This is a genomic window from Aeromonas sp. SCS5 (genome assembly GCF_001887375.1).
GTDB lineage: Bacteria > Pseudomonadota > Gammaproteobacteria > Enterobacterales > Aeromonadaceae > Aeromonas > Aeromonas jandaei.
In genome coordinates, this window is the sequence record NZ_LFCS01000002.1 from 1 (window position 1) to 14762 (window position 14762).

At 56.5% G+C, this 14762-nt stretch carries 12 protein-coding genes; 7 read left to right on the plus strand and 5 right to left on the minus strand.

Annotated features, from left to right (window positions below; all coding sequences use genetic code 11):
- The 6 genes from BS300_RS01650 to BS300_RS01675 all read left to right on the plus strand — a co-directional run.
- On the plus strand, positions 1–1114 hold a 1114-nt coding region (locus BS300_RS01650; protein WP_071910351.1), incomplete at its 5' end, for a BatD family protein.
- 29 nt (positions 1115–1143) lie between these two features.
- Positions 1144–1737, plus strand: a complete 594-nt coding sequence (locus tag BS300_RS01655) for a sigma-70 family RNA polymerase sigma factor (protein WP_041207632.1) — start codon at positions 1144–1146, stop codon at positions 1735–1737.
- Positions 1730–2488 carry a DUF3379 domain-containing protein gene (locus tag BS300_RS01660; RefSeq protein ID WP_071910353.1) on the plus strand — a complete coding sequence of 253 codons (759 nt, stop codon included), beginning with the start codon at positions 1730–1732 and terminating at the stop codon, positions 2486–2488. The genes BS300_RS01655 and BS300_RS01660 overlap by 8 nt, the downstream gene beginning before the upstream one ends.
- A 389-nt stretch (positions 2489–2877) precedes the next feature.
- Positions 2878–4176 carry an outer membrane protein transport protein gene (locus BS300_RS01665; protein ID WP_071910355.1) on the plus strand — a complete coding sequence of 433 codons (1299 nt, stop codon included), beginning with the start codon at positions 2878–2880 and terminating at the stop codon, positions 4174–4176.
- Positions 4177–4428: 252 nt separating this feature from the next.
- Complete coding sequence (locus BS300_RS01670) at positions 4429–5685, plus strand: outer membrane protein transport protein (protein ID WP_071910357.1); 1257 nt, start codon at positions 4429–4431, stop codon at positions 5683–5685.
- 116 nt (positions 5686–5801) lie between these two features.
- Positions 5802–7025: an EAL domain-containing protein gene (locus tag BS300_RS01675; RefSeq protein WP_033112632.1), complete on the plus strand. Its 1224-nt coding sequence runs from the start codon at positions 5802–5804 to the stop codon at positions 7023–7025.
- On the opposite strand, the gene BS300_RS01680 is transcribed toward BS300_RS01675, so the two are convergent.
- The gene (locus BS300_RS01680) at positions 7022–8185 is read right to left on the minus strand and encodes a thiolase family protein (RefSeq protein ID WP_071910359.1); all 1164 of its coding nucleotides are present in this window, start codon (positions 8183–8185) and stop codon (positions 7022–7024) included. The genes BS300_RS01675 and BS300_RS01680 overlap by 4 nt on opposite strands.
- A 122-nt stretch (positions 8186–8307) precedes the next feature.
- Here BS300_RS01680 and BS300_RS01685 point away from each other — a divergent pair, with 122 nt between their 5' ends.
- Positions 8308–8703, plus strand: coding sequence for a MerR family DNA-binding transcriptional regulator (locus tag BS300_RS01685; RefSeq protein WP_033112630.1), 396 nt, complete (start codon positions 8308–8310; stop codon positions 8701–8703).
- A 110-nt stretch (positions 8704–8813) separates the two neighbouring features.
- Here the strand turns inward: BS300_RS01685 and rplY are convergent, their stop codons facing one another.
- The 4 genes from rplY to BS300_RS01705 form a co-directional block, all read right to left on the minus strand.
- On the minus strand, positions 8814–9101 hold the full coding sequence (gene rplY / locus BS300_RS01690; RefSeq protein WP_042030867.1) for a 50S ribosomal protein L25: 288 nt from the start codon (positions 9099–9101) through the stop codon (positions 8814–8816).
- Positions 9102–9216: 115 nt separating this feature from the next.
- Positions 9217–10050, minus strand: a complete 834-nt coding sequence (locus BS300_RS01695; RefSeq protein ID WP_071910361.1) for a hypothetical protein — start codon at positions 10048–10050, stop codon at positions 9217–9219.
- Positions 10051–10144: 94 nt separating this feature from the next.
- On the minus strand, positions 10145–14044 hold the full coding sequence (hrpA, locus tag BS300_RS01700; protein WP_071910363.1) for an ATP-dependent RNA helicase HrpA: 3900 nt from the start codon (positions 14042–14044) through the stop codon (positions 10145–10147).
- Between the two features lie 216 nt (positions 14045–14260).
- The gene (locus BS300_RS01705; RefSeq protein ID WP_043850900.1) at positions 14261–14680 is read right to left on the minus strand and encodes a CBS domain-containing protein; all 420 of its coding nucleotides are present in this window, start codon (positions 14678–14680) and stop codon (positions 14261–14263) included.
- Between the last annotated feature and the right edge of the window lie 82 nt (positions 14681–14762).

A 14762-nucleotide genomic window follows, 5' to 3' on the forward strand; every position in this document is an offset into this window, starting at 1 on the left:
CGCACTGGAGATGGAGGCCCAGCTTGATCATCAGGGCCCCCTCTATCCCGGTCAGCCGGTGATCTATCGGCTCACGCTCTGGCTCCCCACCACCATGCAGCAGCCCGGGCTCAGTGAACTCAACTCGCCCCATTTCATCATTCGTCGCCTTGGCAGCGATGAGTGGCTTCCCCCAGTGCAGAGCGGGCTACCCGGCAGATTGACCCGCAGCTGGCTAATCCAGGCTAAGGCACCGGGCCTCTGGCTTATCGACTCCCCGCGGCTACAGGGACAATTGCCCCAAAACGGGGGCCAGCTGCAACGCCTTGCCGCCCGAGCAGCCCCACTTCAGGTACGTGTTGACCAAGCTCCCGCAACGCCGGTAGCCAGTCGCTTGCTGCTGACCCAGCGGATAGAGCCCTCGGCAGAGGGGCACGCGGGGGAGCCGTTGATCCGGGTCATTACCATCACGCTCGAAAATGGCGACAGCAGTCAGGTGCAGCTTGCCCCTCTTATGGCACAGCGGCTCCCCGCCGAGCTGCAAACGCACCCCGATGGCGAGCAGCAGCAGGAGCGTTATCGGGCGGGCAAACTGCTGTTTGAGCGGGAGTGGCGCCAAACCCTGCTGGCCCGCGAGGCAGGAGAGTATCAGCTACCGGCAATCACCCTGCCCTGGTTCAACACCGAGACCGGTCGTATAGAACAGGCGAAGCTGCCTGCCACTCGCCTCGTTTTCCAACCGGCCAGCCGGCAAGGTGCGGGCGAGTCACTGCCACTGGCCAACGAGAGCCTCTGGTGGGTATTGCTGGCGCTGCTGCTGCGAGGCATAAGGCGCAACACTCCGCGCTGGCTCGCCTTTTATCGGCTGCAACGGGCCCTTGCCAACCATCAAAGCGAGCAAAGCCGCCTGGCCCTGCGCCATTGGGTCTCGCTTTCCGCCCCATCCGTTTGGGCCAAACCGGCCAATACAAAGCAGTTGCAAAGATGGCAAACCGAGCTGGATCGCGCCTGCTTTGCCCCCCTGGCGCCGATTGTGCCATGGCGCACAATCTCCCGTGAGCTCTGTCATGTTGAAACAGCGGGCATTGCTCAGCTCCTTGCCCTGATTGCTCACCGGTTCCCCTTGCGGGGTTAACCCAGCCTCCACAACAGGAGACACTCCCATTGCTCTTTTTTAGAAAAAAGCGGGGTCAGCCTCATAAAAGTGGAAATGATCCGGCCACTTTGCCGGTCTATGACCCTATGGCTGACAAACAAACCAAATTCGAAGCGCTGGTTCATGCGCTGCACAAGGATATCTATCGCTACGCCTACTGGCTGGTGAGGGATCCCCACGTCGCGGAAGATCTGGTGCAGGAGACCTTCCTGCGAGCCTGGAAGGGTATCGACGCCCTGCAGGACGATCAGGCAGCCAAAGGTTGGTTGATCACTATCTTGCGCCGGGAGAATGCCCGCCGTTTCGAGCGCAAACAGTTTGATCTGGTGGATCTGGACGACCATCCCCAACCCCAGCCCGATGCGCTACACAGCGAAGAGGAGATGGAGAACGAGTGGTTGCATCGTCACATTGCCCGCCTGCCCGAAGAGTATCGGGAGCCCCTGATGCTGCAGGTGCTGGGCGGATTTAGCGGTGAGGACATTGCCGAACTGCTCGGGCTCAACAAAAACACTGTGATGACAAGACTGTTTCGCGCCCGCAACCAGCTAAAAGAGGCGATGGCGCAGAAGAAATTATCAAGAGGAGATGGACATGGATGAACTGGAGTTTCGCCGTCGCGCCATGATCCAGCCCGGCGATCAGCAACCCGACTTCCTCGAGGCTGCCCGTGCCAATCCTGCCAACCTGCGCTATCTCGACGAGATGAAAACTCTCGAGCAACAGATTGCGCGCACCATGAGTATCGAGCCGCCGTCAGGGCTGGCAGAGCGGATCCTGCTCAAACAAGCTCTGCAACAGAGTGAAGAGAAACAGGAGAAAATACGGCATGTTGCCAGCAGCACTGCGCCGAAATCCCATTGGCGAGCCGTGGCTATGGCTGCATCCGTCGCTTTTCTACTTGGAGTGAGTACCCGATGGATAAGTTGGCCTGCCAGCTCTGATCAAACACTCTCCCTCGCTCAGGTGGCGATGGCCCATGTCTATGGTGAGGAGCCGTTTATCGAAGGTATCGATGAGCGGGTCAATTTGCAGAGCATCAACGCCAAGATGGAGAAATATGGCGCAACCCTGAGTGGTATGGATGGTCTCAGGGTGACTTATGTCAACCACTGCGCCTTCTATCAGGGGCCGGCATTGCATATGGTGATCCAGGGCAAGATGGGGCCCGTTACCCTCTTTCTGGTTCCCAAGCATGTTCCTCTCTCTCTGCAGCCCAGTTTTGCAGATGGCACCCTCAAAGGAGAGATCGTCCAGTTTAAAGGAGGAAATATGGTACTGATTGGCCAGATGAAGGAGCCGCTTGCCCCCGTCGCTACGGCCCTGCAATCACGACTTCACTGGAACATTTAACGAGCCGATTCCATCGGTAAAAACAGGCAGCGACACCAGCCAGCTGCCTGTTTCCCCTCTCTTTCCCGACCCATTACCTGCTTTTTGTCGCAAAATTGCGAAAAACAGGAAAATTATTTTTGTGAGCAGGATCAACCGTTTCGCCTAAAAAACACCCTGCCTTACCCCGTAAATGATGAATTAAACATCAGGTTAAAACAAATGATTAACAGAACGATCACTTTTATGTATTCTGCTGTCACTGGTCTGATTTCTTACCTCCTACCAGATACATAGAATCACGCCAGAATTGATTCGGAAGAAGCTGAAATAAAAACGGATTTTGTCGAGGTTTGCATTGAACATGCAGCCAATATCGACAAAAAAATCTGCCTACAAGAGAGACCACCATGACGACAACTATGTTTAAGAAGAGCCTGATTGCCGCCACCATTGCGCTGGCCACCGGTCAAGTCCATGCAGCGGCATTCCAGTTGAACGAGCACTCCGCCTCCGGTCTGGGTCGTGCCTATGCTGGTGAAGCAGCCATTGCCGACAACGCCTCCGTTCTGGCCCGCAACCCGGCAGCCATGACGACCTTCGACAAAATGACCTTCTCCGTCTCCGGTACCTATATCCAACCTGACGTGGATGTAAATGGTGCTGTCAACATGACCGATGGTAAGGGTAATAAACTCGCGAAGATGTCTGACTCCAGCGAATCAGGTATTGCACCTTCAGCATTTGTGCCAGCCACCTACTTTATCCAGCCGATAAACGACAAGCTGGCTTGGGGTATCGGTCTCTTCTCCAACTACGGTCTCTCCACCGAATATCCAAAGAACTTCCCGGCTGGTGCCGCTGCCGGTGACACCGAGTTGGTAACCTTCAATATCAACCCGAACATTGCCTATCGCATCAACGAGCACTTCAGCGTTGGCGCCGGTATCAATGCTGTATATGGTGAAGCTGAGCTGAACCGTTATGCAGGTCTACTTGGGCCTCTCGGTGCATTGGGTCAAAAAGTACCTTCTGATTACCGCATTGCCCACATGAAGGGCGACACCTGGGGCTTTGGCTGGAACGTCGGTACCCTGTACGAAGTGAACGAAAACAACCGTTTTGCTCTGACCTATCGCTCAAAAGTGGATATGAGCTTTGATGGTGATTTCCAGGGAGCAACCTCCGCAAACCGCACTGTTGACGGTAATCTGGAGCTGCCGCTGCCTGCACAAGCAGAGTTCGCCGGTTACCACCGCCTGAACCAGCAGTTTGCCGTTCACTACTCAGTCAACTGGACTGACTGGAGTGCCTTCGAGGAGCTAAAAGCTACCAGCAGCCAGTGCAAAGGTGGTGTTTGCCTGCAAAAAGATGAAAAGTTCAAAGATTCTGTTCGTTACTCTATCGGCGGTACCTGGTACATCAACCCGTCTTGGGAAGCTCGCATGGGCTTTGCCTACGACAACACCCCGATCGAAGCGGAATATCGCAGCCTGAGTATTCCTGACTCTGACCGTATCTGGTATAGCGCTGGTGCAACCTACCATATCAACACCGATATGAGCGTTGACTTCGGTATGGCTTACCTCGACGGTAAGGAAGTTGATGTCAACGAAGGTCTGACTAGCCATTCCGATAAGCTTCGCTGGCAGGGCACTTCCCACGGCAACGCCTTCCTGGCATCTGCCCAGTTCAACATGAAGTTCTGATTGTTGAGCAATTTAAAAGAGCGCCGCAAGGCGCTCTTTTTTTATGCAAGATCCCGTTTTCAGCGCACACATGTAGCACACACATGTTCATTTTTCTTTTTTAATCAATCCATTAGAGCTAGTTTCATCAGCATTTAATCCCGTTTTTCCCTGATTTACTCCATCACCGTTGCCTTGCTGGTCGTACCATATAAAATCCCGCCTTCAATGATATGGCCGACTGAACATTCGGTATTCACGCAAGGATAATTCATGCATTCCACTCTCAAACTATCCGCCCTTTCCCTGCTGGTGATTGCAAGTCATGCCCATGCAGCCGGTTTCCAGCTTGCTGAACAATCAGCAACCGGGCTTGGCAGAGCCTTTGCCGGAGAAGCAGCTATCGCGGACAATGCCAGCGTTCTATCTCGCAACGTGGCAGCCATGACTCGCTTCGACAAGATGGCATTTTCGGGCGGTGCAATTTACGTCAGCCCTGATGTCAATATAGAAGGCAAAACGACGGGGTTGCTGACCCATGCCGATGCGACTGCACGAGATATCGCGGCCGATGCTTGGGTTCCCAACATCAATCTCATCATTCCACTCAATGAGCAGTGGCGTCTTGGATTCTCGGCCACTTCTTATTACGGTCTCGGCGTCAAGATGCCGGATAACTACAGCGCCGGTCACTTTGGCAATGTCTCCGATATCAAGACCATGGATCTGGGTACATCCCTTGCCTATCGCATCAATGAGATGTGGTCAATTGGTGCCGGGATCTCTGCTATTCAGGGCGAGGGCGAAGTCGGTGGCACCTTCCCTTCTCGCAACCTGATAGCAAAACATCTGCAAGGGGATGGCTGGGCATGGGGCTGGAATGTAGGCACTTTACTGGAGTTGTCGGAGCAAACCCGGATTGGCCTATCCTACCGTCATGATGTCACTTTGACCCTCTCGGGTGATGCTATCGTGGGCCGACCCAATGCAGATGGCTCCGTTACCGAGATCAGAGATACCGGCAGTCTGGATCTGCCGTTGCCCGCAACGGCTGAATTGGCGGCATTTCATCAGCTGACAGACAAGCTGGCTCTTCATGGCAGCCTGAACTGGACCAACTGGAGCAAATTCGTTCAGTTGGAAGCTGATCTCAACCATTTGCAGAGCATGCACATTAAGGATGAGCACTGGGAAGATAGCTGGCGCTATGCCATTGGCATGACCTATCAGCTGACCCCCCAATGGCAACTGCGCTCCGGGGTTGCCTATGACGCAAGCCCGGTACCTGCAGATCGCCGTACCATCTCGATACCGGATGCCGATCGTCTCTGGTACAGCCTTGGCATGGGTTATCAGTTCACCCCCAACCTGACTGTGGATCTGGGGCTGACCCTGATCGACGGTAAAAAGGTCGATGTCACCGAGAAGATGGAACTGCAACCGGGTAACCCGCTAACGACGTCAACCTTCCAGGGCACTTCTGAAGGGGATGCCTGGCTGGCTGGCTTACAAATGAGCTATCTCTTCTAAATTCGGCTCTGACAGAAAAACACTATGCCAATTATTGCCTTACTCAATAGGGTCAGGACTGGCATAGTGTTCTGCAACACCATAAAATCAAGCCAGTACCCATATCGGAGCCAGGCATGTATTCCTACGTTGCAAGACAGCCCATTCTCGACAGAGACCTTAATACCTACGCCTATGAGCTGCTCTTTCGCGATAGCCTGAATAATGTCTTCCCGAGCATCTCCTCACGGCAAGCAACGTCGAGTCTTGTCGTGGAACAGTTCCTGCAACAAAACATCGATCAGCTACTTGGCGGCCGCCCCTGCTTCATCAATTTCCCTCACTCCCTGTTGCTGGATGGCTTGGCAGAGTGCCTCCCCCCCGAGAAGGTGGTGATTGAAATTCTGGAGGACGCAGCACCGGACGATGCCCTGCTGGAGAAGGTCAAACAACTCCATAAACTGGGCTATACGCTGGCGCTCGATGACTTCACCATGTCGCCAGACTGGGAGCGTTTCCTCCCCTTTATCAAGATCATCAAGTTCGATCTGCGGGCAACACCGCTATTGCAGATCAAGGTGTTCATCCAGCGCCACCAAAGCATGAATCTCACCTATCTGGCCGAGAAGGTAGAGGACAAGGCGGAATTCGAACGGGTCAAGCAGCTGGGGATCCAGCTCTTTCAGGGCTTTTTCTTCAGTCGCCCCGAAATGGTCAAGCAGGCGACCATGGAGCCAGCCCAGGTCGTCGTGATGCAGCTGCTCAACGTAGTCAATCAGTCCGAACCTGACATCAACCGGATCGAGCAGTTGCTAAGCCAGGATATATCTCTCTCCCTGAAGCTGCTGCGCTACGTCAACCATCTCAAGGGGCACACCAATCCCATCTCCTCGTTTCGCCAGGCAGCCATCTACCTTGGCAACACCCAGCTAAAGCGTTTTGTCTCGCTGGTGGCTGCCACCAGTGCAGGCAAGGGCAAGAGTGCAGAGCTCTATCAGATGTCGCTAATAAGAGCCCGCTTCTGTGAGCTGCTGGCCCATGCTCATGCCCCGACCCAGCAGGCGCCACAGGCTTTTATCACCGGCCTATTTTCCCTGCTGGATGTGTTGATGGAGCAGCCGATGGACAAGCTGCTCGGCACCATTCCGTTGATCGATGCCATCCGGCTGGCACTGCTTGAGCGCAAGGGCAATCTCGGCTTCTATCTCGCATTTTGCGAAGACTACGAAAATGCCAACTGGTCACGGGTCACAGCCAGAACGGCCAAGCTTGGCTTGAGCGAGGAGAAGGTCAGCCACCTCTATCTGGCTGCGACCACCTGGGTCAACGAACAGCTGCAGGCGATGGAAGCAACCGATTAATCGATCTCCACCGCAATCGCTGTCGCCTCTCCCCCTCCGATACACAGAGAGGCAATCCCTCTTTTTCCTCCCCGCTGACGCAGGGCCGAGATCAGGGTGACCAGAATACGGGCTCCACTCGCTCCGAGTGGATGCCCCAGCGCACAGGCCCCACCGTATACATTGACCTTGTCATGGGGAATACCACATCCTGCCATGGCCAACATGGTCACCATGGCAAATGCCTCGTTGATCTCGAAGAGATCCACCTCCTTCACTGACCAGTCAAGCCGCACCAGCAATTTGGATATTGCGCCAATGGGTGCCGAGGTAAACTCGGCTGGCAAGGCTGCATGGCTCTGATAACCGACGATCCTTGCCAATACCGGCACCTGCAGGGCAACTGCCGTAGCGCTATCCATCAATATCAGCGCCGCCGCACCATCAGAGATGGAGCTAGCATTGGCTGCAGTAATGGTTCCCTCTTTACCAAACGCAGGTTTTAGCGTTGGTATCTTTTCCGGCCGTCCTCGGCCAGGTTGCTCATCCTCTGCCAGCAGCAAGCGCCCCTCATGATGGCAAGGCGTCAGCTCCGAAATAAACGAGCCAGCCTGCTGGGCATCAAGGGCTCGCTGGAGCGATGCCAAGGCAAATTCATCCATGGCTCTGCGGGTCAAACCGGCCAGATCAGCGCTGCGCTGGGCATGGATTCCCATCAGCTGGCCATCATAGGCATCCTGCAATCCGTCGAGAAAGAGGTGATCCAGCGCCCGCTGATGCCCCATCCGAAAACCGCTACGGGCGTTATCCAGCAGATAGGGGGCACGGCTCATGCTCTCCATGCCACCAGCAACCACAACCCGGTTGTCGCCAACCCGGATAGAATCTGCTGCCAACATCACCGCCTTCATACCGGAACCACACACCTTGTTGACTGTGGTTGCGGGTATCGATGGCGGCAATCCCGCTTTCAACATCGCCTGCCTGGCGGGAGCCTGCCCCACCCCGGCCGACAGCACGTTGCCCATAAAGACTTCGTCGACCTGCTCCGGATGCAGGCCGCTTTGCTGCAACGCAGCCTCAATGGCACACGCCCCCAACTCAGGTGCCGTTACCTCTGCCAATGCACCCTGAAATGCGCCCATCGGGGTCCGCTTTGCCGCCACAATCGCAATATCCATTTGCCAGCCTCTTTTTGTTACATGGCCATAACATAGGTTTTCTGCGCCACGGGAACAAGAGTTGCAGTGCAGTTTACGTTTAGGTAAGGTGCCAGCAGGATTTAGTTCGCCAAGAAGTCTGTATGAACAAAAACAGGGATGAAGCCCGGCGCTACAGCATCAGTGAGCTGGCTCGGGAATTTGATATTACGACGCGCAGTATCCGCTTTTATGAGGATCAGGGATTACTCAATCCCGCACGAGAGGGCCAGACCCGCATCTACAGCAAGCAGGATCGGGTTCGCCTCAAGTTGACCCTGCGTGGCAAACGTCTTGGTTTCAGCCTCGCCGAGATCCGCGAATTGTTTGATCTCTATGATGCCGACAAGAGCAGCCGTACCCAGCTGCAAACCATGCTGGGACTGGTAACGGATAAACGTGAAACACTGCAGCAACAGATGGAAGATATCAGGATGGTGCTGCTGGAGCTGGATGCCGCCGAACAGCGTTGTCAGCAGGCGCTGAACCAGCTGGGGTAATGAGGCCTGAGGGCAAACATGCCCTCTTTTCACACAGTGAAAACAACCAAACGCCAGATAGCAAAAAGCCACTCCTGAGAGTGGCTTTTCTTCAACCTGACGACTCGCGATTAGACGCGAACGAAGTCCAGGTGAACCAGCTTGTAACGTACCGGGTGACGCTGGATAGCTTTCACTTTTACGTTAACTTCTTCGCCGTTGATGACCAGAGTCAGTACGGACTCATAGAATTCCGGCTTCTCTTGAGCCAGGATCATTTTCTTGTGGTCAACAGCTACGGACAGAGCTTCTTTGCCTGCACCGTAAACGATGGCAGGAACTTGGTCAGCTTGACGCAGGCGGCGGCTCGCACCTTTCCCCAGGTCAGAACGGACTTCAGCTTGGAATACGAAAGACATAGTATGTATCTCTTTTGGATGAATTTATGGTGCTAACTGCGACCGGTCAGCACCTCGCAAAACGAGCGCGAATACTACCATGGGCCAATAGCGGATACAAGGCTAATCCCGTGCCTTAACGCCCCTGCTCAAGGCGAGCAAATTGCTGTTGCCGCTGGGCCGGGCTCAGCGCATCAAACTGCGCCAGCGTCTCGGCGCGGGGACAGTAGAGACCATCCCCGGTTTTGACCCGGATGCTATGGCCAAGTCGCGCCTGATTTTCAGCCACTAACGCCAGCAAATAGCTGTACGTATCGGCCCCCATGGCACTGGAGAGCTGGTTCGCTATGCGCCACAGCGTCTCACCAGCCACCACCTGATGGCACACAGCACGCTCACCTCCTGCCGCTGGGGCCGATAGCGTAAGGGTGACGCTATCGGTGGTGGTGGCAGCAGCCAGCTGGATATCAGCATTGTTTACCGATTCACGCGCAACGCTCCCCAACATCGCCAGCAACGGCTCCGCCTCGTAGCGAGGCCTTACCGCCAGCTGAACCGGCATGGTATGCGCGGCACTGAACTCGGCAATAAAGGGGGCAAGCGGCCCATTTTCATCCAACGGAGAGAGACCCTGCTGCTGCACTGCAGCAACAGCCTGAACGGATGCGACGCCATAAGCCATCTCGTCGATGCGCCGCAACCTTGCCAGATAAGCTTTGGAGAGCTCGGCCTCCCCCTCGAACAGATCAAAAGGAGGTACCAGACGGGCAGGAAAGAGGATCTGCCAGCGACCATTTTTTTGTTTCTGGGCCAGCGGCGGAAACTGGTTGCCGTGCCATGCCACAAACATGGCGGGCGGCGTGCGTGCCAAGGGGTAATACTCCGGGTTCAACTGCACCCAGGTTTGCTCTGCAATAGGCTGGTAACCGCTGATCACCACCTGCGCCACACTCAACCAGATCCCCAGCATCCTTGCCTCCCTGACTTCCGTTTAAAAGAGCCCGCCACCTTGGCAGCCCCTTCCCACACTCTATATCACGCAGTTAAAACAGACAGATAGCAGCTTAGCACTGGGCGATAGCATTCAGCACCCGTTTATCGGAGACCGGATAGGGGGTTCCCAGATTCTGGGCAAAAAACGACACCCGCAGCTCCTCGATCATCCAGCGGATATTGGCCACCTCGGTGGGAATAAGCTGGGATTTGGGGATCTTGGCGAGCAACGCCTTGTACTCCAACTCCACGCTGTGCACCTTGAGCATGTAGACCCGATCCCGGTTGGGATCGATGGCGAGCTTCTCTAGCCGCCGCTCGATGGCCCGCAGGTAGCGCAGCAAGTCAGGCAGCCGCTGCCAGCCGGTCTCGGTGACAAAGCCCTTGTGAATGAGGTTACCCAACTGCTGCTGGATGTCCGACATGGCAAAAGCGGTGTCGAGCTGCATCTTGCCCTTGAGCCGTTTCTTGATCTCATGGGACAGCGTCAGCACGGCTTCGACCTGCTTGGCCACCTCCACCACCGCATCGTTGAGCTCGGCGCGGACATACTCCTTGAGCGCCTCGAAACCGGCCTCGTCCCAGGCCATGCCGCCGTGCTGCTCGATGAGCTTGTCACAGCCGCAGGCAATGCAGTCATCGATAACCTCGGCCACCTTGCCAAACGGGTTGAAATAGAGCCCGAGCTTGGCCTTGTTGGGCAGCTTCTCCTGCAGATACTTGATGGGGGATGGTACGTTGAGCAGCACCAACCGGCGCTGACCGGCCCACATCAGCTGCTGCTGTACCACCGGGCTCTCCACCAGCTGGATGGCGACCGAATCCTTCTGATCCACCAGGGCTGGATAGGCCTTCACCTCGAACCCGCCCCGCTTCTGACTGTACTCTTGCGGCAGCTCGCCAAAGCTCCACAAAGTGAGACCGGACTGCTCGATATCATCGTCCGCCACTTGTGACAGGGTCTCCTGCACCTTGCCGCGCAGCGACTCTTTCAAGGCCTCCAGATCTTTGCCTTCCGCCACCTTCTTGTGTTTGTCGTCCACCACCCGGAAGGTGAGTTTGAGGTGATCGGGCACCGCAGACCAGTCCCAGGATTCACGGGGCACGGTCACGCCAGTCATACGGCGCAGCTGACGCTCCATTTCGTCCAGCAGCGGCCCCTGTTCGGGGTTGATGCTGGCGAGCAGTGCATCGGCATAGTTGGGCGCTGGGACGAAGTTCTTGCGCATCGGCTTTGGCATCGACTTGATGAGGGCCACCAACAGCTCATGACGCAGCCCCGGGATCAACCACTCGAACCCCTTCACCTCTACCTGATTCAGGAGCGGCAGCGGAATATGCAGGGTCACGCCATCGGCGGCCTCCCCCGGCTCGAACTGATAGGTCAGCTTGAGCTTGAGGCGCCCCTGCTGCCAGAAGTTGGGGTAGTCGAGATCGCTGATGTGGGCGGCATCCCCCTTCATCAACATCTCTTTTTCGAAGTTGAGCAGCTCAGGATCCCGCTTTTGCGCCTCTTTCCACCACTTGTCGAAATGGCGAGCGGAGATCACCTCCTCCGGCAAGCGGGCATCGTAGAAGCGGAACAGATCCTCGTCATCCACCAGAATGTCGCGACGACGGGATTTGTGCTCCAGCGCCTCTACCTCGGCCAGGAGCTTGCGATTGTCGCTGAAGAAACGGTGACGGGTCTCGAAATCCCCTTCCACCAAGGCGCGGCGGATAAACAGCTCGCGGCACAACGCCGGATCGATACGGCTGAAGTTGATGGTGCGCTCATTGACCAGAGTCAGGCCATAGAGGGTCGCCTTCTCCTTGGCCATCACGGCGCCGTTTTTCTTCGACCAGTGGGGGTCGCTGTGGTGCAGCTTGATGAGGTGGCCTGCCAACGGTTCCACCCACTCCGGTTCAATCTTGGCGTTGATACGAGCGTAGAGGCGCGAGGTCTCCACCAGCTCGGCGGCCATCACCCACTTGGGTGGTTTTTTAAACAAGCCCGAAGCCGGGAAGAGGTGGAAACGGCCATTGCGAGCACCGAGGAACTCGGGCTTTTCCAAATCCTTGTTGCCGATATGGCTCAAGAGGCCGGTCAGCAGCGCGCAGTGCACCGTCTTGAAATCCGCCGGTTCATGGTTGGCTTTAAAACCAAGCTCCTTCACCGTCTGGCGCAGCTGGAAATGGATGTCCTGCCACTCGCGCACCCGCAGGTAGGAGAGAAACTCCTTCTGGCACATGCGGCGGAACGGGTTGCTGCCAAGGAGATCCTGCTGCTCTTTCAGGTAGTTCCACAGATTGACGAAGGCGAGGAAGTCGGAATCCTTGTCTTCAAAGCGTCTGTGCTGCTCGTCGGCGGCCTGCTTCTTCTCCATGGGCCGTTCGCGGGGATCCTGAATACTGAGGGCCGCGGTGATCACCATCACCTCGCTCAGGCAGCCAGTCTGCGCCGCGCTGATCACCATCTTCGCCAAACGCGGATCAAGGGGGATGCGCGAGAGCTGGCGACCGGCCTCTGTCAGCTGCAGCTTGGCTTCGCGATCGCCGGTGGCGGGCAGCTCGCGCACCGCCTCCAGCTCTTTCAAGAGAGTCAGACCGTCCTTGATATGGCGCGACTCAGGCGGCTCGACGAACGGGAAGGCCTCCATGTTGCCAAGGCCTAGCGCCAGCATCTGCAGGATGACGGAGGCCAGATTGGTGCGCAGGATCTCGGGGTCGGTAAAGGCGGGACGGCTATTGAAATCCTCCTCCGAGTAGAGGCGGATACAGATACCGTCTGCCACCCGGCCGCAACGCCCTTTACGCTGGTTGGCGCTGGCCTGGGAGATCGGCTCGATGGGCAGGCGCTGCACCTTGGTACGCCAAGAGTAGCGGCTGATACGGGCGGTGCCCGGATCGATGACGTAACGAATGCCCGGCACCGTCAGCGAGGTCTCCGCCACGTTGGTGGCAAGCACGATGCGCCGTCCAGCGTGTTGCTGGAACACCTTGTTCTGCTCGGCGTTGGAGAGGCGGGCGTAGAGCGGCAGCACCTCGGTATCGCGCAGGTTGAGCTTGCGCAGGGCATCGGCGGTATCGCGGATCTCCCGCTCGCCGTTCATGAAGATGAGGATGTCCCCCAGCCCTTCGCGGGCCAGCTCTTCCACCGCATCGAAAATTCCCTGCAGTTCATCGCGCTCTTCCAGCCCTTCACTCTTGTCACTGGTAAGGGGACGGTAGCGCACCTCCACCGGATAGGTGCGACCGGAGACTTCGATCACCGGCGCCTTGTTGAAATGGCGGGAGAAGCGCTGGGGGTCTATGGTGGCCGAGGTGATGATCACCTTGAGATCCGGGCGTTTTGGTAGCAGCTGTTTGAGATAGCCCAGAATGAAGTCGATATTGAGGCTGCGCTCGTGGGCCTCATCGATGATGATGGTGTCGTACTGGGTCAGCATCCGGTCGTTCTGGATCTCCGCCAGCAGGATACCATCGGTCATCAGCTTGATGTGGGTCTGCTCACTCACCTGATCGGTAAAGCGCACCTTGTAGCCCACGTAGTCACCGAGTTCGGACTCCATCTCTTCTGCAATACGGGCCGCCACGGTACGGGCCGCCAGACGGCGTGGCTGGGTGTGGCCGATAAAGCCCTTCACCCCACGCCCGAGCGCCAGACAAATCTTGGGGATCTGGGTGGTTTTGCCCGAGCCGGTTTCCCCGGCGATGATCACCACTTGGTGCTCTTGAATCGCCTTGGCGATCTCCGCCTGCTTCTGGCTGACCGGCAGGTTATCCGGATAGGTGACCTTGGGTACGCCCGCAAGACGGGATTGGTAGCGCGCCTGTGCCGCATCCAGATCGGCGGCGATGGTCTCGAGCACGGCAGCCTGTTTGCCTTCAGGCAACTTTTTGACCCCGTGCAGACGGCTGGAGAGACGGCGGGCGTCGAGGTTCATGCAGGCAGAGAGACGGCGGCGCAGCGCCTCGATAGAGAGAGACAAGGTACGAATTCCTTAAAAGAGTGCCCGGCAAGGGGGCCATATCGATAGCTGGGGCTGATCCTAAAGAGCGAGAAGGAGAGGTGCAAGCCTTAACATGAAGCTCGGGGCATACGAGTAGATCCCTTTACTTCATTGAAAGCATCAGGTCGGCGAACTTGCTGTCTCCCAAAATAACGAAGCAGGCCATTGGCCTGCTCCAACATAGAGACACAACACTCAGCCGTGGCTATGGACAAAACAGGTAGTGAGCTGAGCGTGGATCGCCTGCATCACATTGTGGCGATTGATCACCCCGAGCAGCCTGCCCTCTTCCACCACCGGATAGATCTTGGGCTTCTGTCCCATCATCATCTCAGCCAGAGTCAGGATGCTGGTATCTGGCCCTACGGTCAGCACTTCTTTGCGCATCACATCCCGCACCTGTGCCACCTGTTCACAGTGATACGCCTCCTTGAGCATGACCGCGATGCAATCCTGCTCGGAGATCCAGCCGATCAGATGTCCTTTTTCATCGGTCACCGGGCCCCCCAGTTGGTGGCTATTCAAAAATTTCTCGACTGCCGCTTGTACCATCATGTCCGCTTTAAAGGTGATGGGTCTGCTCTGCATATAATCCCTGGCTTTTAGCGATTCCATATCTGTTCCCCCATGGTGGTCAGTCAAGCCTGCTTATTGCACGTGGATATCGGCACCATGCACGGCTTATTCCAAGCATAGC